This is a genomic window from Pseudomonas sp. C9D1 (genome assembly GCF_056491235.1).
In genome coordinates this window covers 607,592-629,616 of the sequence record NZ_JBSZIE010000002.1, presented here as the reverse complement: position 1 = coordinate 629,616, position 22,025 = coordinate 607,592, and the positions used below count along the sequence as shown (strand labels likewise).

The window sequence follows — 22,025 nt, the reverse complement described above, 5'->3', positions numbered from 1 at the left end:
ACGCGGTCAGTCGAAGCGGAATTTTTGCCGGTAGGCGGCAGGGGTGAGGCCGATACGCTCGCGGAACAGCCGCACGAAGGAGCTGCCGTCCAGGTAGCCCACGGCCTGGGCGATGTCCTCCACGCGCTGGTTGCCGGTTTCCAGCAGCGCTCGGGCCGCTTCGATGCGCAGGTTCTGCAGGTAGGCGAGGGGCGTTTTCTCCAGGGCGAGCTGGAAGCGGCGGATCAGCGTGCGCTCGCTCACCGCCAGGCGCCTGGCCAGGTCCGCCAGGCGGATGGGCTCGGCCAGGTGGCGCTCCAGGTATTCCTGGGCCTGCTGCACCAGCGCATCGCTGTGGGAACGGTGGGCGAGCAGCGGCAGGAAGGGCGTCTGCAGCGTCTGGCTGACGTCGATCAGCAGGCTCTTTGCGCAGCGCGCCGCCAGGGCCGAGCCGGAGTGGCGCTCGATGGTCTGGATCGACTGCAGGTGGTAGGACGACAGCGCGCCGGCGCAGAACAGCCAGTCGGCCTGGGTGAGGATCGGCGCCATCTGCAGGTCCACCGCCGGGAACCAGGAGCGGAACTGCTCCTCCAGCCACCAGGTGGTGGTGGCGACACGGCCATCGAGCAGGCCGGTGCTGGCCAGGAGGAAGGTGCCGGTGCAGGTGGCGATCAGCTCGGCGCCCAGCTCCCACTGGCGCACCAGCCACTTGCAGTGCGGCTGCTGCTGGTCGAGCAGTGCCTTGAACGCGTGGTAGCCCTGATAGTGCCCGGCGGGGAGGTAGACGATGTCGAAGCGCTCGTCCACCTCGGCGCGGCGCGACTTCAGCGGCAGGCCGTTGCTCGCGGTGACGCTGCGCGACCCGGCGATGAACGACCAGCTGTACTGCTCGGCCGAACCCTGCGCCGCCAGGTGCGCGTTTGCGACCTGCATCACATCGGCAAAACCGCTGACGCTGGAGGCGTAGCACTGCTCGTAGAGGTAGATGGCCACGCTGGGCATGCTGGCGGTATCCGCATGGAAATGGCGTGTTTTTACATCGGAGCGGGTATTGGCTGCAAAGGGTGTGACGCGCTCACTGATCGTCTGGGCCCGCTTCACTGGCCCCCGGGCAAGGTGGTGTCGCCCGATCCTGAACCGCGCCGCCCGCCCCTCGGGTTGCCGGGGAGCGGACGCGCTGCGAGCCAGGCTCAGCTCACTACGTGCAGGTAGTGCAGGTGCCGCTCGTACTGGTCGAGGATGTCTCCGATCACGTCGTCCCGGCTCCAACCCATGACGTCATAGTCCTGGCCGCCCTGGCGAAGGTGCACCTCGGCACGGAAGTACTTGCGCGCATCGGTGCCGTCCTCGGTATCGCGCATCACGAAACTGGGCGTGCTGAACGCGCGGGGCCGCACTTCATAGAGGAAGCGCCCCTCGCCGGCATGGGACACCTCCAGCGAGACACGGCCGTCATCGCGCTCATTCACGGCGACCTCATAGCCTTGCTTGCGCAGCTCTGCCGCCACTTCCTCGCAGGCAGGCTTGACCACCTCGGCAATGAAGCGGGAGACATGGGCGCGGCGCGGCAGCATGGCGATGTTGCGCAGGCGTCGCTGCCAGCCGCCGTGAGCGTGCCGTGCATGACGTGCTGCGGGTAGCGCCTGGTTGCGCAACCCTCGACGGGTCGCGTCGAGGTTCAATGCCTTGAACAGCCCCCAGATGGACACCAGGAGAATCGCCGCAAAGGGCAAGGCGCTGGCGATGGTGGCCGTCTGCAGGGCCTTGAGCCCGTTGGCCAGCAGCAGGGTGATGGCGACCACGCCGATGCTGACCGACCAGAAGATGCGTTGCCAGAGCGGGGAATGCGAGTGCCCCGAGGAGGCGAGCATGTCCACCACCAGTGCTCCCGAGTCGGCGGAAGTGACGAAGAAGACCACCACCATCAGCACGGCCACCAGGGATATCACGTCCGAGAGCGGGAAGTGTTCGAGGAAGGCGAACAATGCCAGCGAGCTGTCCTCGCCGACGATTCCGGCCAGGTCCTGCATGCCGTCGTTGAGGATCATGTGTATGGCCGTGTCGCCGAAGATGGTCATCCACAGCAGCGTGAAGCCGGCCGGCACGAAGAGCACGCCACAGACGAACTCGCGGATCGTGCGGCCGCGTGAGATGCGCGCGATGAACAGGCCCACGAAGGGCGACCAGGACAGCCACCAACCCCAGTAGAGCAAGGTCCAGCCACCGATCCAGTCGGTGGGCTCGTAGGCGTAGAGGTTGAAGGTCTTGTTGACGATGTCGGAGAGGTAGGCGCCCGTGTTCTGTACATAGGCCTGCAACAGGAAGACCGTGGGCCCGAACAGCAGGACGAACAGCATCAGGATCACCGCCAGGCTGAGGTTGAGCTCGGACAGTATCCGGATGCCCTTGTTCAGCCCGCTGGCGACGGAGATTGTGGCGAGGGCGCAGGTGGCGGCGATGAGCATGACCTGGATGCCCGGGGTGATCGGCAGGCCGAAGAGGTGGTGGAAGCCGCTGTTGATCTGCAGCACCCCGTACCCCAGGGATGTGGCTACGCCGAATACGGTGCCCAGGATGGCGAAGACATCGACCGCGTGGCCGATGGGGCCATGGATGCGTTCGCCAATCAGTGGGTAGAGTGCCGAGCGCAAGGTCAACGGCAGCCCGTGGCGGAAGCTGAAGTAGGCGAGGATCAAGGCGACCATGGCGTAGATCGCCCACGCATGGAGCCCCCAGTGGAAGAAGGTGATCTTCATCGCCTCCCGTGCGGCGGCGACCGTCCCGGCGTCCCCTACGGGCGGGGTGATGAAGTGCATGACCGGTTCCGCCACGCCGAAGAACATCAGGCCGATGCCCATTCCGGCGGAGAACAGCATGGCGAACCAGCTGCTGCTTCTGTATTCCGGTTCACTGTGATCGGGCCCGAGCTTGATGTCGCCGTAGCGGCTGGCTGCGATGAACACCACGCTGATGAGCACCAGGGCGACCGCGAGGATGTAGAACCAGCTGGCGTTGACGATGATCCAGTTCTGAACATCATCGAACACCGCTTGTGCGTGCTCCTGGAAAAGCGCGGCGTAGAGCACCAGCAGCAAGACGAGTACGGCACTGCTGTAGAACACGGGAGGGTTGAGCGTGCTCTTTGGCTTCGATGGGTCATTCATTGCGCGTGCGTCCTTGTGGGCAGCATTGGATAGAGTCGTGGTTCGTCCCGACAGCGAGGTAGACCACGGCTGGGGGTGTTTTGCTCTGGTGTTTCATCATGGATCCGGCAGCCGTGCGTATCTGCGGGCATTCACCCGCTGCATGTGCCTTGACCCGCAGTCTGCGGGGACGCCATCGTCATCCACTGGTTGAAAGGAGTGATGGCATGCCAAGCGTGAATCCCAGCAAGACTCAGCTCGACCGCTTTGACCAAGCGACGCCCTCGGCGAGCCCGATATTGATGCTCAACCTCCTGCGTTTCAGGGCGGCGGCCGACTATCCGCCGCACCTCGATCACGCGGCTTGCAGCGGCCGTGAGGCCTATGCCAGGTACTCCCGCACCGCCGTTGGGAAGGTCGCCGAGGTTGGCGGCGCGATTCAGGTGCTCGCAGCCGTTCATGCGGCGCTCATCGCCCCGGAAGGCGAGCAGTGGGACGAGATCATCCTGGTGCGGTATCCCTCGAAGGAGGCGTTCCTGGGCATGCTGGCCGACCCTGAGTACCGTGCGGCAACCGTGCACCGCACCGCGGCCCTGGACGATTCACGGCTGATCGCAAGTGTCGAGCGCAGTGCCTGAACGGAAGGCGCCAACATGGCCCTCACGCCTGCGGGGACACCGGCTCCCGCGGAGCGGGCTTCTGGCGTTGCACCTGCAGCGAGATGTCCTCTGGCAGTGAGGCCACATAGAGGGTCTGGGAAGGGAAGGCGAAGCTGACCCCCAGTTCTGCGAACTCTTCCATCAGGCCTAGATTGATGGCCTGCTGAATGTCCATGTAGGTTCCGTATCCGGGGTCGAGCACGATGTACACCGCCTCGAACTCCAGCGCGCTGTCGCCGAAGCTCTTGAAGTGCGCCCTATCGAAGCGGGTCTTCTCCTGGGCGCAGATGACCTTTTCCATTCTTCTGGGCACTTCCCTTGCCTGGGCGGGCGAGCAGTCATAGGTCAGCCCGATTCCGAAAACGATCCTCCGCTCCTGGAGGCGCTTGTAGTTCTGAATGGTGCTGCCGATCATTTCGGCATTTGCCATCACGATCTGCTCGCCCCCCAGGCTGCGGATGCGAGTTGTCTTGAGCCCAACGTGCTCGACCGTTCCCGAAAGCGAGCCGACGACGATGAAGTCCCCCACTTCGAACGGCTTGTCCACTGCGATGGACAGCGACGCGAAGACATCAGCCAGGATGTTCTGCACCGCGAGTGCGATGGCAATGCCGCCCACGCCGAGGCTGGCGATGAAAGCCGTGATATTGACACCCATGTTCGACAGCATCGCCAAGACGACGACGACCCAGAGCAGTACCTTTGCGCCCCATAGGCTCAGGGTGGCGAGAGCACTGCCCTGAAAGGTCTCGCTGGAGCCAGCGCGCCTGAAGTAACGCATCAAGGCCAGTGCGACAGCACGATTCGCCCACAGACCGACTTGCAGGGCAGCGACCGCGAACCAGAGACTGCTGACTCGGCTCAGCCAGCGGTCGGGCAAGTCGAGAAAGCCGACGCCAATCAATAACGAAGCAAGTAATAGCAGTGTGTTGCTGGTGCCGGAGAGCACCAGAACTGCAATATGGCTGAACGAGCCATTGGGTGTTTCGTTTGTCGTGCGGATTCGCTTGAGTGCATAGGCGATGACACTTCTTACCAGCACGAAACTGACAATCGAGACGCAGGCCGCCAGCATCCAACTTGCCAGCGATATGCCAAGGAACTGAGAGTCGACAATGAAGTTCATTAGTTCTTGCTGCATCCGGTTCTCCGATTTGAATAGGTCATTCAACGGGGGCTCACCGTAACAACATGCCGGCAATAAATGCAAAACGAATAGCCCGGCCGTAGCGGGCAATCTCCCGTCCCGCTAAATCCAGAACCCTTGTGGTCCGCGGCCTCGGTGCCACTAGAGCACGGTCGGCGAATAGGTTCTGGAACAGATGGAAAGCAGCCCGGATATCGTCTTCGACACGACTTGCGATCCACTGAAGATGGGAATGAGCCAAGGCTCTTCATTCAACGCCAAGTACCATTGCAAGGTTACCGTTCACACTCATGTAATGGCGTCGTTGAAAATCCCCCTCAATGCTGTAGGCTCACCGGCGCCTTTGTTCACGGCACTATTGGGCAGTGCGGCACTTACTTCGTCGTGCCGGTCGAGAAGACCATGGATAACTTCATAGGGATAAGCGTCTCTCATGCTTGACATCACCGCTGTATTTCTTTGCATCACCGCCTTGCTCGCCTACCTCAATCGACGTTATGTGGGCCTTCCCCCTGCAATCGGCGTCATGGGTATTGCCCTGGGCCTGTCACTGTTGAACATGGCGGCCGATGCACTTGGCTTTCACGCCTTTCATGCCCTCGAACAATCGTTGGTCGAGTCGATCGACTTCTCCGAGCTGCTCATGCAAGGCATGTTGTCCTTGCTGCTGTTCGCCGGCGCGCTGCATGTCAATCTGTCTGAGTTGCGAACGTACAGGTGGCAAGTCGCTTCGCTGGCCGTTGTCGGTACGACACTCTCTACGTTGTTCATCGGCTTTTCGCTCTGGGGAGTGTTATCGCTGATCGATCTTGAACTGCCACTTTCCTATTGCCTGGTATTTGGCGCGCTGATTTCCCCCACCGATCCTATTGCAGTGATGGGAATCCTGAAGTCTGCGGGCGCTCCCAAGAGCGTGGAACTGGTGATAGCGGGCGAGTCGTTGTTCAACGACGGCGTGAGTGTGGTGCTGTTTTCGCTGATTCTGGCCATGGTGCTCAGCGGGCAGGCGCCCACGGTCACTGGGGCGGCCCATTTGTTGGCATTGGAGGCCGGTGGCGGAGCACTACTGGGGGCGGTGGTCGGGTACGTCACCTATCGCATGCTCAAGAGCATCGACAGCTACCAGGAAGAAGTCCTCATAACCCTGGCAGCGGTTCTGGGGGGCTATGCCCTGGCGACGCACCTGCATGTCTCCGGGCCGCTGGCGATGGTGGTGATGGGGCTGATCATCGGTAACCAGGGGCGCTCCTACGCCATGTCCGAGCAGACCCAGAAGAACGTCGACATGTTCTGGGAGCTCATCGACGAGATACTCAACGCGGTGTTGTTCGTGCTGATCGGGCTGGAAGTGATCCTGATCCAGTTCTCGAACTCGTTGTTCGTCACCGGCCTGATGGTGGTCGTCCTCACCCTGCTCGCGCGCCTGCTGACCGTCGGCCTGCCGATTGCCGTACTGGGCAGTCGCTTCCGTCTTCCACAGGGCTCCTGGAGCGTGCTGACCTGGGGAGGGCTGAGAGGCGGCATCTCCGTGGCGTTGGCACTGTCGTTGCCGGCCGGCGAGTTCCGAGATGTGATCGTTTCGCTCACTTACCTGGTGGTGGTCTTCTCGATCCTGGTTCAGGGCCTGTCCATCGGTAGACTGATCAAACGCGTCATTCCCTGCACGGCCAGTCAATAGCGCCTTGGCCTGGACATCAGTTCCTGTAGGCACTCATTGCGCCTTAGGGGATTGGCATCCAGGGCTTTCTCGGACAGCTCGAATGCCTCTTCGCTCAGCATGAATAGCCTGCGGTCCCTGGTCATCTCTTCTGCGCGCTTGCAGGCCGCATCAAGGTTGGAGCCGGTTCGAACGGTGCCAAGCAATTGAGCCGCCGTATCGATCAGGTTCCTTTTCCTGGCGTCGGCCTGCATGTCCATGAGTAGAGGTTTGCTACGTTCCAAGGGGTTATTCATCAGTTGTACCTCTCGTGTCTTGCTCCGCTGGCTCTCTGCTTTTTGGAGTGTCCATTGCAGGGTGGGCGGGGCAAGAGGTCCGAACTAGCCCAGCCGACATCGCATGGCTCCTTAGTGGACTTGGTGACGGGCACCTGAAAGGCAACCTGACACAGCGCCGTAGCGACGGGCCGAAAAGGCTTTGGGCCCCGGTTCGCGCAAGCCGCTTCGCTTTGCTTTACTGGAACAACACCTCCTTGGAGAGGGTTGTGGTCGTGCTGGCTCGAATCCTGGGTTGCTGCTTGTTGTTCGCCGTAAGCGCCGCCAATGCCGATGGGGAGCGCCTGCGCTGGTTGATCAACGATTTCCCTCCCTTTACCGAGGTGGGGCCGCAGATGCCCGGCCCGGGCATCGCCGCCGACATGCTGCGCTACCTGCAGCAGCACATGCCGCAATACCACCATGAATTCGAGGAAGCCAGCTTCGCGCGTGCCTATGCGCTGATGGAGCGTGGCGAGCCGGTGTGCCACTCCACCACGCTCAAGTTGCCCGGGCGCGAGAAGGCCATGCTGTTCAGCCGTCCGGTGTTCTTCCTGTCGGCCCAGAAAGTGCTGGTCCGCGAGGACCGCATCCCCCAGGTGGCCCCTTACATCGATGGCGCGGGGCGGGTGGATGTGCGCCGGTTGCTCGCCGATACCCAGCTGGTTACCGCCGTCAGCGAGCGGCGTGGGTATTCCCCGAAGATCAACGCGGCGCTGCGCGAGGTGGGCTACCCGCCGCAGCTGCTCAAGGCCGGCGTCAACTTCGGGGCGCCGCTGCAGCAGTTGGCGGCTGGCTGGATCGACTACCTGTTCGCCTACCCGCTGGAGGTGGGCTGGTACCAGCGGCAGCACCCGGAAATGGCCGGTACCGCGCTGCGGCAGCTGGCGGTGGCGGGTGACCCGCCCTACACGCTTGGCTACATCGCCTGCGTGCGCAGCGAGTGGGGCGTGCGGGTGATCCGCGACATCGATGCGCAGCTGGTCAAGGCCGGGCCACGGCCCCCCTGGATAGACATGTTGATCGACTATCTCCCCCTAGAAGAGCGCCAGAGTTATGAGCAAGCTCTCGTTGAACACAAGCCTTTCGCGCAACCCTGAAACACCGGTTCGCCCCCTGGCGAGGCGGATGCTGGCCTGGGTGCTGCTGATCAGTGCAATCAACGCGGTACTGGCGACGTCCGTGCAGCTGTATCTCGACTATCGACGTGACCTGGCGGACCTCGAAGAGCACCTGAACTTCGTCCGCGACAGCCATCTGCAAGGGCTCGCGGCGGCTGCCTGGAACTTCGACCGCCCCCTGGTGGAGGCGCAGCTCAAGGGGCTGGTGGGCTCGCCCTGGGTGGCCGCCGCGGAGCTGCGCTACGGGCGCACCGATGAGCAGCGCCTGGCCATTGGCGAAAGCCTCGACGGCAAGGAGGGCGTGAAGGCGTTCCCCCTGGAGTACGACCTGGGCCCACGCACAGTGGTAGTCGGCCAACTACGGGTGCTGCCCAACCTGGCCCTGGTCTACCAGCGGACCCTGGATCGCGGGCTGATCGTCGTCCTCACCCAGGGGGTGAAGGCGTTCGTGTTCTCCATCGCGCTGCTGTGGCTGTTCCACTGGCTGGTGACGCGCCGGCTGACCCGCCTCAGCACCTTGTTGAGTGGCTTCAGCCCAGGGACGGCGGGCCTGCTGCCGCTGGTGACGGAGGAAGACCGGCGCGCGAACGACGAGCTCAGCGTGCTGGCCGGCACCCTGGAGGATGCGCAGACGCGGCTGGATGCGTACCAGCGCCAGGAAATCGCCCTGCGTGAGGCCTTGGAAGACGAGGTGGCGCGCCGCACCCTGCACCTGGACCAGGCGCTGCTGGAGCAGCAGGCGATCTTCGACAACTCCCTCACCGGTATCGCCTTCATCCGCCAGCGCGTGATCCTGCGTTGCAACGCCAGCTTCGAGCAGATGTTCGGCTACGGCCCCCGTGAGCTGACGGGCAAGTCGACGCGGGTGATCTTCACCAGCGACAAGGCCTTCGAGCAGGAGGCGTCCTTCTTCATGCCGGTGCTGCTGCGCGGCGGCACCTACGTCGGCGATTGCGAGCTGCTGCGCAAGGATGGGCGCACCCGCTGGTTCACCCTGCAGTTCAAGCTGCTGGATGTGGACGATCCCGAGCAGGGCGCGGTGCTGACGCTGCACGACATCACGGTGCGGCGTGACGCCGAGCAGGCCCTGGAGCGGCTGGCCCGGCTCGACGGCCTGACCGGCATCGCCAATCGGCGCACCCTCGACGAAGCGCTGCGGGTGGCCTGCCGCAAGGCCAGCAGGGATAGGAGCCCCTTGAGCGTCGCGTTGCTGGATGTCGACTTCTTCAAGCCGTTCAACGACCACTACGGGCATGCGGCCGGCGACACGGCCTTGTGCTCGGTGGCGGATGTGCTGCAGAGCGCCATGCGCCGCCCCTATGACCTGGCGGCGCGTTATGGCGGCGAGGAGTTCGCGATCCTGCTGCCGGCCTGCGAAGACCCCGCGCCCCTGCTGGAGCAGTTGCGCCAGGCGGTGGTGGCCCTGGCCATTCCCCACGGCCACTCCCAGGCCGGCACGGTGGTTTCGGTGAGCATCGGTGCGGTCAGCGTCAGTGGCACCGACCGCTGCGAACCGGGGGACCTGCTTGCGACGGCCGACGCCATGCTCTACAGGGCGAAGGAGGAGGGGCGCAACCGGGTGGTCTGCCAGCTTATGCCGGCAGAGGTGGCGTAGAGAGGCGCAGCGATACGGGACCATTGCGCGCCAACGCACGGCCCGACATAGTGGCCCGCCGCGGCTCGTGGAAGAGCCGCTCGCAACCCCATGAATAGCCTCTAAAGGACTAGCCCATGAGCCCCCGCATCGACATCACGGCAACCCCCAGCGAGGAAGACCGCGCGGCCATCCTCAGGCCGCTCCGGGCCCATAACACGGCCAGCGCCGGGGACCCGCAGCGCGCCACCCTGGCCCTGCTGGTGCGTGACGAGCACAGCGATGAGGTCATCGGTGGGCTCTACGGCGAGATCTTCTATGGCTGGCTGTACATCGAGCTGCTGGCCATCCCCGAACAGGCCCAGGGGCAGGGTACGGGGTCGCGGCTGATGGTCATGGCCGAAGAGGCCGCCCGCGAGAAGGGCTGCGTCGGCATCTGGCTGGACACCTTCGATTTCCAGGCGCCGGACTTCTACCAGAAGCACGGCTATACCGCGTTCGGCGAGATCGCCGACTTCCCGCCGGGGCACACGCGCTTCTACTTCCAGAAGCGCCTCGTTTGATTCGCGCCAATGCCCGTGCTTGAGCGGTGCGGGGGTTCCCTGCTGGCCGCTGCCAGTGGTTTACTCCAGCCCCCGGTGCGCAGGCCTGGCCCATGCACCGCTGACCCCATCAGCAGTAAGGACGACCGATGTCCCTGATTTCACAGCGTGTGGAAATGGCCCGCAATGGCACCAATGACAAGGTGATCTGCCGCATGCCATCCGGCTGGGCGGTGATGGGGGACGTGCAGTTCCTCACCGGCTATTGCCTGCTGCTGCCCGACCCGGTGGTGCCGAGCCTCAACGACCTGGATATCGAGGCCAGGACCCAGTATTTGCTCGACATGGCCCGTATCGGCGATGCGGTGCTGCAGGCCACCGGCGCCGCGCGCATGAACTACGAGATTCTCGGCAACTCCGAGCCGGAGCTGCACTGCCACCTGTTCCCGCGCTACCCCACGGAGCCCGAAGAGAAGCGCCGCATGCCCGTGTGGTTCTACGACTGGAAGAACGCGCCGCCCTATGACGAGAACGTGCATGGCGAGCTGCGTAAAAAGATCGCGCAATTGCTGCAGGCGTCTGTCTAGGGGCGAACGGAGGAGGGGAAGGGGCCGACTGCGCCATTGGGGCCGCTGGTCATCTGTGGTTCATGCAGCCTGGATGCCCGTGTAGAATCCCGCGCCCCGAAATCAGGAGACAACACGTTGGTAATTCACTACTCCTCCTCTCCAGAGACCGCCGCCTGCGGCCGCGCCACCACGAGCCAGAACAGCAGCGCTGATGCCGCCCAGGTGTCCTGCAAGCTTTGCCTCCGCTCCATCGAGAAACAGGCCGTAGAACCCGCACGCAAGACCCCGAGCCTCGCCGAGCTGCGGGCCGCCGCCAAGGCCGAGAAGGCTGCTGCGGCGCCGGTCGCTGCGCAAGCCTCCGTTGCTTCCGCTATTCCTGCCAAGCCTGCAAAACCCGCAACTGTCGTCGTTGCCGAAGTGGCGCAGCCCGCTTCCGTCAAATCGGCCCGCGCCGAATGGCAGCAGCGCCTGGCGCAGATGCCTGGTCGCAATCGCCTGCCGCGTGGCAAGGCCCGTCAAGCCTTCATCTGACCGGACCTTCGCTGGTGAGCGCCCGCTGCTGATCGCAAGCGGGTGCCCAGCATCGGAAGCACGCGGGCAGGCGTCGCCTTGCCTGCATGCCGACGGCTCCACTTTCGTTTTTATCCCTATCCGCGGCTTTCATCCTCGACCCCGCATAACACGAGCATTCTGCAGTCACCGAATCGAGCGCGCATGGGCCTCCATGCCGGCTACCCGGTTCGGTTGTGCGCAGTAAATCCTGCTGGCGAGTCTGTGGATCCGCGTCTAGATTGCTGGCTTCAATCCTTGCTTTGGAGCGGATTCATGGACGAGCAGCTCAGCACAATTATCCAATTCGCCGAAACCTACCTGGGGCGTCCGTTGACCGAGGCTGAGCTGCAGCAGCTCATCGCCTTCGTGCGCTCCAAACCAGAGCTCCAGTCCGGCAGGCTGCTTGGTGCGGCCGCCGAGGGGAGCCAGCCCGAGGATGCGCTCTCAGCGTTCCTGGGCACGCTTTAGCCGGTAGGTCGGGTGCAACCCGGTTTGCTGTGATGGGTTTCGCTGCGCTCGCGGAGCGCCGCCCGACCCATCCTACGGTGTCGATCCAACCCACGGTGCTGACCGATGTGTAGGGTGGATGGCGCTCTTTTCATCCACCAAACGATGCAGCCGACGGGCACATGGTTATGGCAACACTGCGGGCTGCTTGGCGACTGAAGTCGCCCCTACATGGGCTGTGGTGGGCGCGTGTGCAACCCGGCATTTGCTGTGATGGGTTTCGCTGCGCTCGCGGAGCCCCGCCCGACGCATCCTACGGGGCCGATCCAACCCACGGTGCTGACCGATGTGTAGGGTGGATGACGCTCTTTTCATCCACCAGGCGAGGCCGTCGACAGGCACGTAGTCCCATGGTTTTCGCGGGTTTCACCCGCCCTAGGGTTCAGTCCAGTACGTCATGCAGGACTTCGTAGATCACGCCCGTGGCGATGGTCACCAGCAGCAGGTCGGTGCCGGCTTGCTGCCACTCATAACCCTCGTAATGGGGCAGGCGGCCCAGCAGGCGGCCGTCGAGCTTCTTGGCGATGCCCGGTGGCAGCGGCTTGCCCCGCGCCAGGTTCTTCTGGATGCCGGGCGGCAGCGAGGGGCCGGGGTTCCAGTAGCCGCGGTTGTCGTTGAGGATGATCCGCACGCCGCCGATGTCGATCGAGGGGCTGCCCTGCCAGTTGTCCTGGCCATGCTGTCCCTGGTTGCCCTGGTTGCCCTGGTTGCCCTGGTTGCCGTGCTGGCCGCCCTTGTCGTGTTTGCCTTTGCCGTTGCCCGGGTCGGCCAGCAGCGCCGGCGCCGAGCCGACCAAGGCAAGGCCGAGAATCACGGATAACACTGCATTACGCTTGAACATCACATCACCTCCGAGGGCACCTGCTGAACGAACCGGCTCTTGCAAGTGTAGTGGGCGCGAGTTTGGTCAGCTATGGATCGCAGCGCGTAGGTCGGGTGCAACCCGGCATCTGTGGTGATGGGTTTCGCTGCGCTCGCGGAGCGCCGCCCGACCCATCCTACGGTGTCGCCCCAACCCACGGTGCTGACCAATGTGTAGGGTGGATGACGCTCTTTTCATCCACCAAACGATGCAGCCGACGGGCACATGGTTATGGCAACCCTGCGGGCTGCTTGGCGACTGAAGTCGCCCCTACAGGGGGCCTGTAGGTCGGGTGCAACCCGACGGTACGTCCACCAGCCAGCAGGCAGACCTCCTGTGTGGGCGCCATTGGTCTCTACCACAGTGGCACTTGGCCGCCTCACTCGGGTGAATGGGTGAAGGCGGCGTTGCGTGCGGGCTACAGGGTGTTGGCAGGTGCCGAGCCCCGGGCTAGAGCGGGGGAAGAGTCTGCGGGCGGGGCTGTCAAGTAAAAGCTGGCCTAGACCAAAAATATGCATCAGAAATGTGATTCCGTTGGCGTGAAGAGTTGTTGCAAAGCGTGTTGAAACCAAAGCGTCTTTTTCCACCACTAGCGTCGCCTGGGTTCGAACATCTCGCTGCCGGGCGTCATGGAAGCGCTCAGCAGCCTTATGCCACTCATACGACCTGGTGAGTTCCTCGATGATTTCGAAAAGCAGAAGAAGCTTCATCCAGCTGGCGGCCGGCACGGTCGGCGCCACCGTTGCCAGCAGCCTGTTGCCGGCCAGTATCCAGGCGGCGCTGGCGATCCCCGCGCACCGCCGGCACGGCAACCTCAAGGACGTCGAGCATGTGGTGATCCTGATGCAGGAAAACCGCTCCTTCGACCATTACTTCGGCACCCTCAAGGGCGTGCGCGGCTTCGGCGACCGCATGGCTATCCCGCTGCCCGATGGCCAGCGCGTGTGGCACCAGAAGGGCAGCAAGGGCGAGATCCTGCCGTACCACTTCGACACCAGCACCACCAGCGCCCAGCGCGTGGACGGCACCCCGCACACCTGGCCCGATGCCCAGCAGGCCTGGAACGAAGGGCGCATGGACAAGTGGCTGCCGGCCAAGACCGAGCGCTCCCTGGGCTACTACAAGGAGCAGGACATCGCCTTCCAGTTCGCGATGGCCAACGCCTTCACCCTCTGCGACGCCTACCACTGCTCCTTCCAGGGCGGCACCAACCCCAACCGCCTGTTCCTCTGGAGCGGCACCAACGACCCGCTCGGCCAGCACGGCGGCCCGGTGACCACCAACGACCACGACAGCAACGGCCCGGTGGAGCAGGGCTACACCTGGACCACCTACCCCGAGCGCCTGCAGGCCGCCGGCATCAGCTGGCGCGTGTACCAGGACATGGCGGACAACTTCTCCGACAACCCGCTGATCGGCTTCCGCCAGTACCGCGCGGCCGGGCCGGACTCGCCCCTGATCGTCAACGGCCTCAGCACCTGGAAGCTCGACGCCCTCAAGCGCGACGTGCTGGCCAACACCCTGCCGCAGGTGTCGTGGATCGTGGCGCCGGCCAAGTACTCCGAGCACCCCGGCCCCTCGAGCCCGATCTGGGGTGCCGAGTACACCGCCTGGGTGTTGGACGCGCTCACCGCCAACCCCGAGGTGTGGAGCAAGACCGCGCTGCTGGTGATGTTCGACGAGAACGACGGCTTCTTCGACCACATGGCACCGCCAGCCGCACCGAGCCTCAACGCCGACGGCACGCTGAACGGCAAGACCACCGCCGACGCCACCCTCGAATGGCACACCAAGGGCGACACGCGCTACCGCAACCAGCCCTACGGCCTCGGCCCGCGCGTGCCGATGTACGTGATCTCGCCCTGGAGCAAGGGCGGCTGGGTCAACTCCCAGGTGTTCGACCACACCTCGGTGATCCGCCTGCTCGAACAGCGCTTCGGCGTGATGGAGCCCAACATCAGCCCCTGGCGCCGCGCCGTGTGTGGCGACCTGACCTCGGCGTTCGACTTCAGCAAGCCCAACGACGGCGCCTTCCCAGGGCTACCGGACACCAGCCAGGCCGACGCCATCGTCGCCAGCCAGATCAAGCTGCCGAAACCCAAGCCGCCGGCCGTGGCCGCCATGCCCGTGCAGGAAATGGGCATCCGCCGCGCCCGCGCGCTGCCCTATGAACTCGGCGTGCACGCCCGCTACCGCGCAGGCGAGGAAGCCCTCAGCCTCACCTTCGCCAACACCGGCAAGGCGGGTGCGGTGTTCCAGGTGTTCAACCTGCTGGACAGCGTCAGCGCGCCCAAGCGCTACACCGTCGGCGCACACCGCCGCCTGCACGACAGCTTCCCGGGTAACGCCAGTGGCGACTACCACCTGGAAGTGCACGGTCCGAACGGCTTCCTGCGCGTATTCCGCGGCAACCTGCGCCGCGACGCGGCGGACCGCAAGGCACCGCTGCCGGAAGTGCGCATCGACTACCAGCCGCTGCTCGGCAGGCTGCAGGTGCAACTGATCAACCGTGGCCGCCAGCCGCTGAAGCTGACGATCAAGGACAACGTCTACTTCCGTGGCGAAAGCCATACCGTCACCGTCCCGCCGGGCCAGCGCAGGGAAGTGCGCTACTCGCTGCGCAGCAGCTGCAATTGGTACGACTTCAGCGTCCGCGCGCAAGGCGTGGAAGGCTTCCTGCGCCGCTTCAGCGGGCGCATGGAAGACGGCCGCACGGGCTTCAGCGACCCGGGCATGGGGCTGGGGTCGTTGACCTTCTGAGGGGGAGGCCTGGCCCGCTTTGGCGGGCCAGGTCGGGGAGGGCGGTTAGGGGTTTCCTGCGATCGGGAGTCACTGCGGTGGGCATTCGAGACTGGGCAAGGACCCTATCCGGAATGGCCCTCTTGAGGCTCTGCATCGTCCACGAACGTCCACATGCTCCCATCGAATTTCAGCGTGCCGCGAACGATCCCGCTCGGGCAGCACAGCGCATCTTCGCCTCTGAGGTTCCTGCCTTCGTAGCGCAGTGCGCCATCCTCCAGATAAAGCCGGTCGACGATTCTTGGGGGCCTATTCGCGATTCGGGAATGCTCAGGGCTGATATAGAGCTTGTCGTAGCTCCCATAGGTCACGACCGCTATCTGAGTTGCCTGCATCTGCGAGCCGCCGCTGCACCCCAGGTCCAAGGCATACAGCGCCACATGAACCCTCCGGTCGAGGGTGTAGGGCACGACGTTCTTGGGGTCCATCGCGTAGCTGCAGCCGAGGGTGCTGGCGTATCGCTCCACCAGTGACGGGATATTCTCGATCTCCTCGGCGATGCGCTGTTCCTGGAGGAGAACATATGCCGCCACGCTTTCCTCGGTATCCCCAAGCACCACCGGCGAAAGCAGGCTCAGCAATACAGCACAGGCTGCCAGGCGCTTCCGTTCAAACCTGCCCATCCGCAATTCCTTTGCCATGGTGGTGTGATCAATCCCCTCGAACTCGCTTCAGCCAGTTCCAGAACGGATCGCTCGACTCATCGTCGTCCATGCTCGCGGTGCTCTGGACGATCTCCTTCGCGCGCGTCGGGATGCTCAGCCCCAGCGTGCGCTCGACATGCTCGCGGAACAGCTGCGGAGGCGGTGGGTAGTCGGCGTCTTCGTAGTCGATATCCTTGATCTGCTGGGGCGTCACCCCGAACTGCTCCGGCCAGCAGAGCTCGTCGTAACCGATGGCCAGTAGACGCAGCAGGTCCTCCACGTTCTGCGTCAGCACGCACAGCATCACCGACCCGGAGCCCGAGCCCAGGTGCACGATGCGCTGCTGCCCCTCGTCGTCCAGCCACAGCCCCGCCCAGGAACCATCACCGCCGGTTCTCAGGAAAATCCGCAGACGCTCGTTCACCGCCGGGTCGTCGCTGTTGGTCCAGCTGGCGGTATCGGCCAGGTCCGGCACGTGGAAGGAAGTGGTGGAGATCTCGCTGTACTCGGGCTCCGGGTGCAGCGTCATATAGCGGGCACCGCTGTACTCGATGGTGCGCACACAACCGTGTGCCTCCATCAATTGCATGGCTTGCAGCATTAAAGCGGGCATCGGGTTGGCGGCCGGAAAGGCGGCTGCGACTTCATCGGAGAACTTCATTTCGTCCCTGATCCAGGTTTGTAGCGGGTGGGGGTAAGAGCGTGGGGGCAGATTAGCCTGAGTGCTGATCGGGGGGCGTTATGAGGCTCACATTTGTAGTGGCGGCCGCAACCGGAAGCGTTTGCGGCCGCCGTGCATGAGCAGGGAATCGGTACTGCGTGACTATGCGCAGTCGATCGTCATGGAGCCGCCACACAGGGTGACGGCATCCTTGAGCTCGATGGGTTGGCTGCTGGGGCGCTTGTTGTGGTACTGGCAGAACGGGACGATCCACACGATGCGCTTGTCATCGTCGTCCCGCACATGGGCGCCGACCTGGGTAACGTTTCCGCAGTACTTCGCTACGCATTTGGCGGGGAGAGTAAGGCCGGTTCCTCTCTCCCAGTGGCCTAGCCAGGTTTTTGGAATGGTTGAGCACTGGCACTTGCGCGAGGACGTGCCGTCGATGTTGTAGACAAAGTGGGGCATGGTCGTCGACTCCTTTTGACGTTTCAGATGCGGGTATTTCGCCTGATCGGTATAGCACGCGGCGTCGCCGAAGGTGATGCGGCATTCAGGGTTCTACAGCCAGCCACGGAGCTTCCAGGAGCGTGGGCTGATGCTCGACTCGACCTGATCAGCTCGGCAACAGGATGGCTATCAACCGGTGGTCTCGACGTAGTGCGATTCGCCACCACCTTCCGCACCGCTCAGCCAGCCCCAGACAAACGACAGCGTCGTTCGGCCTTCCGCGTCTTGGCCCACCTGGCCTTTTGACCACCCCGCCAGAAGCTCTCCGTCAATTGTCACGCAGTGGTAGAGGAGTTCGAAGGTGGTGTCGTCCGGTACATGGCCGATCTGATGACCCGCAGCGATACGACCGCCCTGGTAACTCCCGGTGATGCCCGCTTCAGTCACCTGATAGTGGAAAACGGTCTCGCTGCTCGACACCCCGTGCTTGTTATCGATGGAGCGGAAGTAGCGATTGTGAAGCCTGTCGTGAAGGAATTCGGAAACTACCGGGCGACTCATCGTGTGGCTCTCAATGGCTTTGGTGGCGCGGATTCTGTCGGTGCGTATAGGGGGATGCAAAGTCCCAAAAGTGCTGAGGATATGCTCGGCTGCGATGGTTGGTTTGTTGCTGCAAGCAGGAGGAGTCGATGCGTACACTGCGCCCCAATTCTGGTACCGCCGCTCGGGCAAAAGAATCGATAGGTGATAAGGAAATCGAGCGCTCCGTGAACGCATCAACCTTATATGGATTCCTCAGCAAAATGAAAGCAGTGATCTACCCATTGTTGCTCGCCCTGAGCGGTTGCTCCGTAACGCTAAGATGTCCTTCAAGAGATGTGCGCGTATGTTCATCGGTGCTCAACCGTATATTGGTGTTTATGAAAGCTGCAATGCTGGGTGAGCCAGCTTGAAGTTCAATGTCAACTCGATAGATTATGCAGAAAAATAATGATCACCATGCTTTATGCCGCAGTATGTGTGGGATGCGGTTGAGCTAAAAGTGCCAAAAAATGTGTGATAAAGTGCTTGTGCTCGGTTTCTGTTTTTTATATTTATCTTGCAGATTTGTTGGAGTCGTTTCTGTTAGGAAGAAGCTCCACGTTGATTTTTGGTCCCGTTTTTTTAGGGGTGGGTTGTTGGGTGGATAGTGCTATGAATCTCGATATGCCTGCTTCTAGATTGGCGATTGATGAATCTCCTGTGCTGCATTTGGTTTGCTGGTCTACTATTTTGATGGCAGCAATTGCCATCTGATATGTTTCCTTTGTGGCGATAGATTCGTACGCGACTGCATATATTTTCTCGTTAATATCTCGCGCTTTGGCGCATTTTATTTCTTTCTGCGTTATCTCTTCGACCAGTACGTCGGCTTGTGTATGACTACCTAGTGGTATGAGGGCTGAAGACGCCATAACTAATAGTAAGGTTTTCACTCGTGTTCACCGTTGTTGTTTGTGTTTTCTGGTTTAGTCGCTCTCTGTTTTGGAGGTGCCATCCCTAGGTCGGCTCCGCTTAATTGTGGTTTTTCCAGGTTCGATGCGAGATGAGTTGTTGCTGGGCAATCCAGTGAGGTGATTTTTATACTTGATATGGATATGATTATGCTCCCAAAAATCACAGCTACTATTCCTGGTGAATATGCACTGAGGGCAACTGCGGCGCTTGGTTTTGAAATGGCTCTCGGAATGGTAAGGGGTAGAGCCTGTGGGTTTTTTGGCTGATCTGCTGCCTGGTGAGTTTCTTGGCTAATATTCAAGGGGTCTGATGGTTTAATCGCTTCTTGACCATAAAATGCGTTAATCGTAGTGGATTTTTCATGCGCAAAAAATGAAATTGCAACGCCTGAGAAACATAGTCCGGCACCAACTAAAACAGAAACCATTTTGAGTACGGTAGAGGCCGCAAGTGCCATTCCGCACAGGAGAAAATCTGGGTTGTTTGTGCTTTTCTGTGTCCAGACTATGAGCAGAATTCCACCTCCAATCATGAAGAGGATAGCCAAGATGCCCAATGCCAACATCCAAAGATTACCGGCAGCTTTCGTCCATATAAGACTTTGCCATCTAGCTGTTTGGGGTTGATCAATGTTGGAAGGGGCCTGGCTCATCTTGCAGTCCTTGCATAAGGGAGGCGAGTTTTTTGTGTAGGTGAAAGGTCTTGCGATGTCAAGTTGTGGGTGATTTTGGCTGGTGAATATGTTTGTCGATTTTTTGGCGTTAATATTTGGGCGTCAATGATGAGCAAGCCAGCGTGGTGAGTACTCGTGTTTTTTTGAAGTGCACCTATAGTCTCCTGTGCCACAGCAGGGAGCTCAGGCAGGCTCCCGTATAGCGTGCCAAACAGGAGCCAAGGAATGAAAAAGTCGATTTTTTATATCAGTGCGGCAGGGGTCGTATTTGGTCTTAGTGGCTGTACGACAATAGTTGGAAGCGCTTCAAGTCAAACAGAAAAATCAGGCGTAGCATATATGCTGCCGAAGTCGTTGCTGCCAGTGGAGCTTACAGAGTCCTCTGGTGCATTTGTATTTAGTGTTAAGGCTCCTGAGTTGCTGGGGGACTCTTCAAGGCAGTTTGTTCTCACGCGATCTGGTAATTCATTTAGTAGTGATAATGTTCAGGTCACTATAGATGCGGCTTCAGGCTTGCTTGATGCGGTGAAGGTTGACTCGACGGACGAAACTTTAGTTGTTGTGTCGAAAATTGCAGGTATTTTCGCTCAGGAAAGTGGCGGGGTTGGCTCTGCGCAGAATCTTGTGTTTAGAGGTTTGCTTGATCCCTCTGAAGACCCAAGGCATATAAATCAGCAGATAAATGACGCTGTTCACAATTATCTGAGGACTCGCCAGAGATTGGCTTGTGCTGAGGAGGCAGAGGTGGAGGAGTGTAAGTCAATCAATAAGTTGGGTTTGCTTATCTCATCTGGTAGTTTTCGGATCGAAGTGGCCAGGCCGTCAGTTATGGGCGTGACCAGAAAAGCCAGTAGTGCTGTGGAGGCTATCGCTGTGTCTTCAAGTGGCACTTTAGAAGATGGGGTCGTCACTCTAGCAGATGAGGAGAAACTTTGCAGGACTGGCATTTGCTATAGGATAAATCAAAATTTCACTGTGACACTTTTCGGTCCGGATGGGACATCAAACTCAGTTTCCGCTGCCTTGCCTAACGCTTCGCCGACCTATGTATTGCCAGTTGATCGCTGGCCGTTTGTTAAGAATTCTCACGACATAAAACTTCAAAGTGGGGTGCTGAAATCAGTGACAACTGATCGCCCAAGTTCTGCTCTGGCTCTTGCTTCTGCTCCTCTGAATGTAGTTAAGGCTGGTTTTCAAACTATTGGTGAGGTGGTGCAGTTGAAGATTGATCTGAGCGGCAAAGAGAAGGCGCTTGCGGATGCCGAGATCGCAAGAATTAAAGCTCAGTCGGATTTAGACAAGCTGCGAGCTAAAGATGGAGTGGTCTCCGCTGAAAGTGGCCTCGTTGCGAACGCTGAAAAGAACAACGATCTCGTGAGCTTGCGTGTCGGTATTTCATCAGCCAAGCCTGTCAACGCTATTGAGGGAATAGCTCCTGAATCTAGCAGCTCTGAAGCTAATGACGGTCGGACGCGTGGTTCCAGCGATGGAGCAGAACCGGCCCGTTAATAGAAGATATTTTTGAGGGCGTCCAATATGTCAGAAGACTCTGTTAGATATCGCGAAGACTTCATGCTTCAGACAAATAATGGAGGGCGGCTTGAGTTTGTGCCGGGGTTCAACTCGTCTCGCGTTATAGCGCAGCAGTTTCAGCAGCGCCCTTTACCCCCTAGGTTGCGACAAGAGAATCTGGGCGACTCAAGTGGCTTTGAATTTGCGTTTCCACAGAGCGCAATTGGTAAGGATGATAGAGTTCCTGTTCCTAATGCCTCAGCACTTCCATGGAGGTGTATATGTCAGCTGGTTATCGAAGGGCTTCATGATCAACAGACACTTGGTACCGGCTGGCTGGCAGGTCCAAGAACTGTCATTACTGCAGGGCATAATCTCTATAGTTTCAGAAATAATCGTAAGGCTACGAGAGTATATGTAGTTCCCGGTAGGGAGGGTAATGTGGCGCCATTCAACTACTATCAGTCAACGCGCTTCGATGTACATGAAGGTTGGGGAGGGAAAGGCTTAGAGGTTCAAGACCTGGGGGTTATTTGGTTGGGCGCTCCAGTTGGAGAAAAGCTTGGTTGGTTCGGTATGGCGTCTTACAGTGATGATCAGCTTTCGGGGCTAATAGTTAATACGGCTGGATATCCAGTGGACAAGCGTCTTGGTACGCAATGGTTCAATGCTGGTAGAGTCGACAGTGTTGACCAGTATACGCTTCGTTATGGTCTTGATACTGAGGGTGGACAAAGCGGAAGCCCAGTATTTGAGTTTGACTCTGATAATCGCCGTATTACTCATGCAATACACGTATATGGCGGGCCGAGTAGTAATGCTGGCATCCGTATTAATAATGGTGTGTATGATTTGATTATGGCTTGGATGCAGTAGGGTGTTGTAATTTTGCTGGGGGATAATGAGCCTAGGTGTGAGGGAGCATGATTAGAGGATTCGTGGATGGTTGTGAGATTGTTGTTTCTTTAGGCTGCTAAAGCTCCAGCTTGATATGTAGTAGTTCGAGGCATGCATGGTCGACGTCGCTTTGCAATGTTTTCATTGACTGAGAAAGCGGACGCGCGTATTTGCTGTTGCGGAAAAGGTCGAGTATCAACTCGACCGATTCACTGCTTGAAGGAGCATGGAGCTGCTTGATGACTG

23 protein-coding genes are annotated in these 22,025 nt (G+C 60.6%); 12 read left to right on the top strand and 11 right to left on the bottom strand.

Annotation, left to right across the window (positions count from 1 at the left end; translation table 11 throughout):
* Positions 1-6: 6 nt before the first annotated feature.
* On the bottom strand, positions 7-981 hold the full coding sequence (locus ACXI0U_RS11150) for a GlxA family transcriptional regulator (protein WP_479550248.1): 975 nt from the start codon (positions 979-981) through the stop codon (positions 7-9).
* Between the two features lie 188 nt (positions 982-1,169).
* Positions 1,170-3,143, bottom strand: a complete 1,974-nt coding sequence (gene betT, locus ACXI0U_RS11145; RefSeq protein WP_431484650.1) for a choline BCCT transporter BetT — start codon at positions 3,141-3,143, stop codon at positions 1,170-1,172.
* A gap of 206 nt (positions 3,144-3,349) precedes the next feature.
* Between betT and ACXI0U_RS11140 the strand changes: the two genes are divergently transcribed.
* Positions 3,350-3,760: a DUF1330 domain-containing protein gene (locus ACXI0U_RS11140; RefSeq protein ID WP_184490046.1), complete on the top strand. Its 411-nt coding sequence runs from the start codon at positions 3,350-3,352 to the stop codon at positions 3,758-3,760.
* A gap of 22 nt (positions 3,761-3,782) precedes the next feature.
* Here ACXI0U_RS11140 and ACXI0U_RS11135 read toward each other — a convergent pair whose 3' ends face one another.
* Positions 3,783-4,922, bottom strand: coding sequence for a mechanosensitive ion channel family protein (locus ACXI0U_RS11135; protein ID WP_374980709.1), 1,140 nt, complete (start codon positions 4,920-4,922; stop codon positions 3,783-3,785).
* Positions 4,923-5,361: 439 nt separating this feature from the next.
* Here ACXI0U_RS11135 and ACXI0U_RS11130 point away from each other — a divergent pair, with 439 nt between their 5' ends.
* The gene (locus tag ACXI0U_RS11130) at positions 5,362-6,606 is read left to right on the top strand and encodes a cation:proton antiporter (protein ID WP_271657974.1); all 1,245 of its coding nucleotides are present in this window, start codon (positions 5,362-5,364) and stop codon (positions 6,604-6,606) included.
* Here ACXI0U_RS11130 and ACXI0U_RS11125 read toward each other — a convergent pair.
* A complete protein-coding gene (locus tag ACXI0U_RS11125; RefSeq protein ID WP_374980710.1) occupies positions 6,600-6,881 on the bottom strand; it encodes a type II toxin-antitoxin system TacA family antitoxin in 282 nt (93 codons plus the stop codon). The genes ACXI0U_RS11130 and ACXI0U_RS11125 overlap by 7 nt on opposite strands.
* 281 nt (positions 6,882-7,162) lie before the next feature.
* On the opposite strand from ACXI0U_RS11125, the gene ACXI0U_RS11120 reads away from it, so the two are divergent.
* From ACXI0U_RS11120 to ACXI0U_RS11095, 6 genes are all read left to right on the top strand, one after another.
* A complete protein-coding gene (locus ACXI0U_RS11120) occupies positions 7,163-7,999 on the top strand; it encodes a TIGR02285 family protein (RefSeq protein ID WP_479550247.1) in 837 nt (278 codons plus the stop codon).
* A 28-nt stretch (positions 8,000-8,027) separates the two neighbouring features.
* The gene (locus ACXI0U_RS11115; protein WP_184490042.1) at positions 8,028-9,635 is read left to right on the top strand and encodes a diguanylate cyclase domain-containing protein; all 1,608 of its coding nucleotides are present in this window, start codon (positions 8,028-8,030) and stop codon (positions 9,633-9,635) included.
* Positions 9,636-9,751: 116 nt separating this feature from the next.
* Complete coding sequence (locus ACXI0U_RS11110) at positions 9,752-10,177, top strand: GNAT family N-acetyltransferase (RefSeq protein ID WP_043245332.1); 426 nt, start codon at positions 9,752-9,754, stop codon at positions 10,175-10,177.
* A 128-nt stretch (positions 10,178-10,305) separates the two neighbouring features.
* Positions 10,306-10,743, top strand: a complete 438-nt coding sequence (locus tag ACXI0U_RS11105) for an HIT family protein (RefSeq protein ID WP_021220176.1) — start codon at positions 10,306-10,308, stop codon at positions 10,741-10,743.
* 117 nt (positions 10,744-10,860) lie between these two features.
* Complete coding sequence (locus tag ACXI0U_RS11100) at positions 10,861-11,256, top strand: hypothetical protein (RefSeq protein ID WP_043245336.1); 396 nt, start codon at positions 10,861-10,863, stop codon at positions 11,254-11,256.
* A gap of 294 nt (positions 11,257-11,550) precedes the next feature.
* Entirely contained in the window at positions 11,551-11,745 is a 195-nt protein-coding gene (locus ACXI0U_RS11095; RefSeq protein WP_184490039.1) for a DnaD domain-containing protein, read from the top strand.
* A 421-nt stretch (positions 11,746-12,166) separates the two neighbouring features.
* Here ACXI0U_RS11095 and ACXI0U_RS11090 read toward each other — a convergent pair whose 3' ends face one another.
* Positions 12,167-12,625 (bottom strand): anti-virulence regulator CigR family protein, encoded by a 459-nt coding sequence (locus ACXI0U_RS11090; RefSeq protein ID WP_316926047.1) that lies wholly within the window; start codon positions 12,623-12,625, stop codon positions 12,167-12,169.
* Between the two features lie 702 nt (positions 12,626-13,327).
* Here ACXI0U_RS11090 and ACXI0U_RS11085 point away from each other — a divergent pair.
* Positions 13,328-15,406: a phosphocholine-specific phospholipase C gene (locus ACXI0U_RS11085; RefSeq protein WP_479550246.1), complete on the top strand. Its 2,079-nt coding sequence runs from the start codon at positions 13,328-13,330 to the stop codon at positions 15,404-15,406.
* 104 nt (positions 15,407-15,510) lie between these two features.
* Here the strand turns inward: ACXI0U_RS11085 and ACXI0U_RS11080 are convergent, their stop codons facing one another.
* From ACXI0U_RS11080 to ACXI0U_RS11065, 4 genes are all read right to left on the bottom strand, one after another.
* On the bottom strand, positions 15,511-16,086 hold the full coding sequence (locus ACXI0U_RS11080; protein ID WP_479550245.1) for a hypothetical protein: 576 nt from the start codon (positions 16,084-16,086) through the stop codon (positions 15,511-15,513).
* Between the two features lie 10 nt (positions 16,087-16,096).
* Positions 16,097-16,750, bottom strand: coding sequence for a hypothetical protein (locus ACXI0U_RS11075; RefSeq protein ID WP_479550244.1), 654 nt, complete (start codon positions 16,748-16,750; stop codon positions 16,097-16,099).
* A gap of 162 nt (positions 16,751-16,912) precedes the next feature.
* Positions 16,913-17,218 (bottom strand): hypothetical protein, encoded by a 306-nt coding sequence (locus ACXI0U_RS11070; RefSeq protein WP_479550243.1) that lies wholly within the window; start codon positions 17,216-17,218, stop codon positions 16,913-16,915.
* A 171-nt stretch (positions 17,219-17,389) separates the two neighbouring features.
* Positions 17,390-17,761 (bottom strand): avidin-fold protein, encoded by a 372-nt coding sequence (locus ACXI0U_RS11065; protein WP_479551094.1) that lies wholly within the window; start codon positions 17,759-17,761, stop codon positions 17,390-17,392.
* Between the two features lie 128 nt (positions 17,762-17,889).
* Here ACXI0U_RS11065 and ACXI0U_RS11060 point away from each other — a divergent pair, with 128 nt between their 5' ends.
* Positions 17,890-18,153 carry a hypothetical protein gene (locus ACXI0U_RS11060; protein WP_479550242.1) on the top strand — a complete coding sequence of 88 codons (264 nt, stop codon included), beginning with the start codon at positions 17,890-17,892 and terminating at the stop codon, positions 18,151-18,153.
* 141 nt (positions 18,154-18,294) lie between these two features.
* On the opposite strand, the gene ACXI0U_RS11055 is transcribed toward ACXI0U_RS11060, so the two are convergent.
* Both ACXI0U_RS11055 and ACXI0U_RS11050 read right to left on the bottom strand, forming a co-directional pair.
* Positions 18,295-18,675, bottom strand: a complete 381-nt coding sequence (locus ACXI0U_RS11055; RefSeq protein ID WP_479550241.1) for a hypothetical protein — start codon at positions 18,673-18,675, stop codon at positions 18,295-18,297.
* Entirely contained in the window at positions 18,672-19,349 is a 678-nt protein-coding gene (locus ACXI0U_RS11050; protein ID WP_479550240.1) for a hypothetical protein, read from the bottom strand. Before ACXI0U_RS11050 ends, ACXI0U_RS11055 begins: the two co-directional genes overlap by 4 nt.
* Before the next feature lie 246 nt (positions 19,350-19,595).
* On the opposite strand from ACXI0U_RS11050, the gene ACXI0U_RS11045 reads away from it, so the two are divergent.
* Positions 19,596-20,879, top strand: a complete 1,284-nt coding sequence (locus ACXI0U_RS11045) for a hypothetical protein (RefSeq protein WP_479550239.1) — start codon at positions 19,596-19,598, stop codon at positions 20,877-20,879.
* A 27-nt stretch (positions 20,880-20,906) separates the two neighbouring features.
* Positions 20,907-21,758 carry a trypsin-like serine peptidase gene (locus ACXI0U_RS11040; protein WP_479550238.1) on the top strand — a complete coding sequence of 284 codons (852 nt, stop codon included), beginning with the start codon at positions 20,907-20,909 and terminating at the stop codon, positions 21,756-21,758.
* The last annotated feature ends 267 nt before the right edge of the window (positions 21,759-22,025 follow it).

Excerpts from the sequence above, each read along its gene's own strand:
- ACXI0U_RS11150 (WP_479550248.1), bottom strand. The coding sequence starts at position 981 with ATGCCCAGCGTGGCCATCTACCTCTACGAGCAGTGCTACGCCTCCAGC.
- betT (WP_431484650.1), bottom strand. The coding sequence starts at position 3,143 with ATGAATGACCCATCGAAGCCAAAGAGCACGCTCAACCCTCCCGTGTTC.
- ACXI0U_RS11140 (WP_184490046.1), top strand. The coding sequence starts at position 3,350 with ATGCCAAGCGTGAATCCCAGCAAGACTCAGCTCGACCGCTTTGACCAA.
- ACXI0U_RS11135 (WP_374980709.1), bottom strand. The coding sequence starts at position 4,922 with ATGCAGCAAGAACTAATGAACTTCATTGTCGACTCTCAGTTCCTTGGC.
- ACXI0U_RS11130 (WP_271657974.1), top strand. The coding sequence starts at position 5,362 with ATGCTTGACATCACCGCTGTATTTCTTTGCATCACCGCCTTGCTCGCC.
- ACXI0U_RS11125 (WP_374980710.1), bottom strand. The coding sequence starts at position 6,881 with ATGAATAACCCCTTGGAACGTAGCAAACCTCTACTCATGGACATGCAG.
- ACXI0U_RS11115 (WP_184490042.1), top strand. The coding sequence starts at position 8,028 with ATGCTGGCCTGGGTGCTGCTGATCAGTGCAATCAACGCGGTACTGGCG.
- ACXI0U_RS11110 (WP_043245332.1), top strand. The coding sequence starts at position 9,752 with ATGAGCCCCCGCATCGACATCACGGCAACCCCCAGCGAGGAAGACCGC.
- ACXI0U_RS11105 (WP_021220176.1), top strand. The coding sequence starts at position 10,306 with ATGTCCCTGATTTCACAGCGTGTGGAAATGGCCCGCAATGGCACCAAT.
- ACXI0U_RS11095 (WP_184490039.1), top strand. The coding sequence starts at position 11,551 with ATGGACGAGCAGCTCAGCACAATTATCCAATTCGCCGAAACCTACCTG.
- ACXI0U_RS11090 (WP_316926047.1), bottom strand. The coding sequence starts at position 12,625 with ATGTTCAAGCGTAATGCAGTGTTATCCGTGATTCTCGGCCTTGCCTTG.
- ACXI0U_RS11085 (WP_479550246.1), top strand. The coding sequence starts at position 13,328 with ATGATTTCGAAAAGCAGAAGAAGCTTCATCCAGCTGGCGGCCGGCACG.
- ACXI0U_RS11080 (WP_479550245.1), bottom strand. The coding sequence starts at position 16,086 with ATGGCAAAGGAATTGCGGATGGGCAGGTTTGAACGGAAGCGCCTGGCA.
- ACXI0U_RS11075 (WP_479550244.1), bottom strand. The coding sequence starts at position 16,750 with ATGAAGTTCTCCGATGAAGTCGCAGCCGCCTTTCCGGCCGCCAACCCG.
- ACXI0U_RS11070 (WP_479550243.1), bottom strand. The coding sequence starts at position 17,218 with ATGCCCCACTTTGTCTACAACATCGACGGCACGTCCTCGCGCAAGTGC.
- ACXI0U_RS11065 (WP_479551094.1), bottom strand. The coding sequence starts at position 17,761 with ATGAGTCGCCCGGTAGTTTCCGAATTCCTTCACGACAGGCTTCACAAT.
- ACXI0U_RS11060 (WP_479550242.1), top strand. The coding sequence starts at position 17,890 with ATGCGTACACTGCGCCCCAATTCTGGTACCGCCGCTCGGGCAAAAGAA.
- ACXI0U_RS11050 (WP_479550240.1), bottom strand. The coding sequence starts at position 19,349 with ATGAGCCAGGCCCCTTCCAACATTGATCAACCCCAAACAGCTAGATGG.
- ACXI0U_RS11045 (WP_479550239.1), top strand. The coding sequence starts at position 19,596 with ATGAAAAAGTCGATTTTTTATATCAGTGCGGCAGGGGTCGTATTTGGT.
- ACXI0U_RS11040 (WP_479550238.1), top strand. The coding sequence starts at position 20,907 with ATGTCAGAAGACTCTGTTAGATATCGCGAAGACTTCATGCTTCAGACA.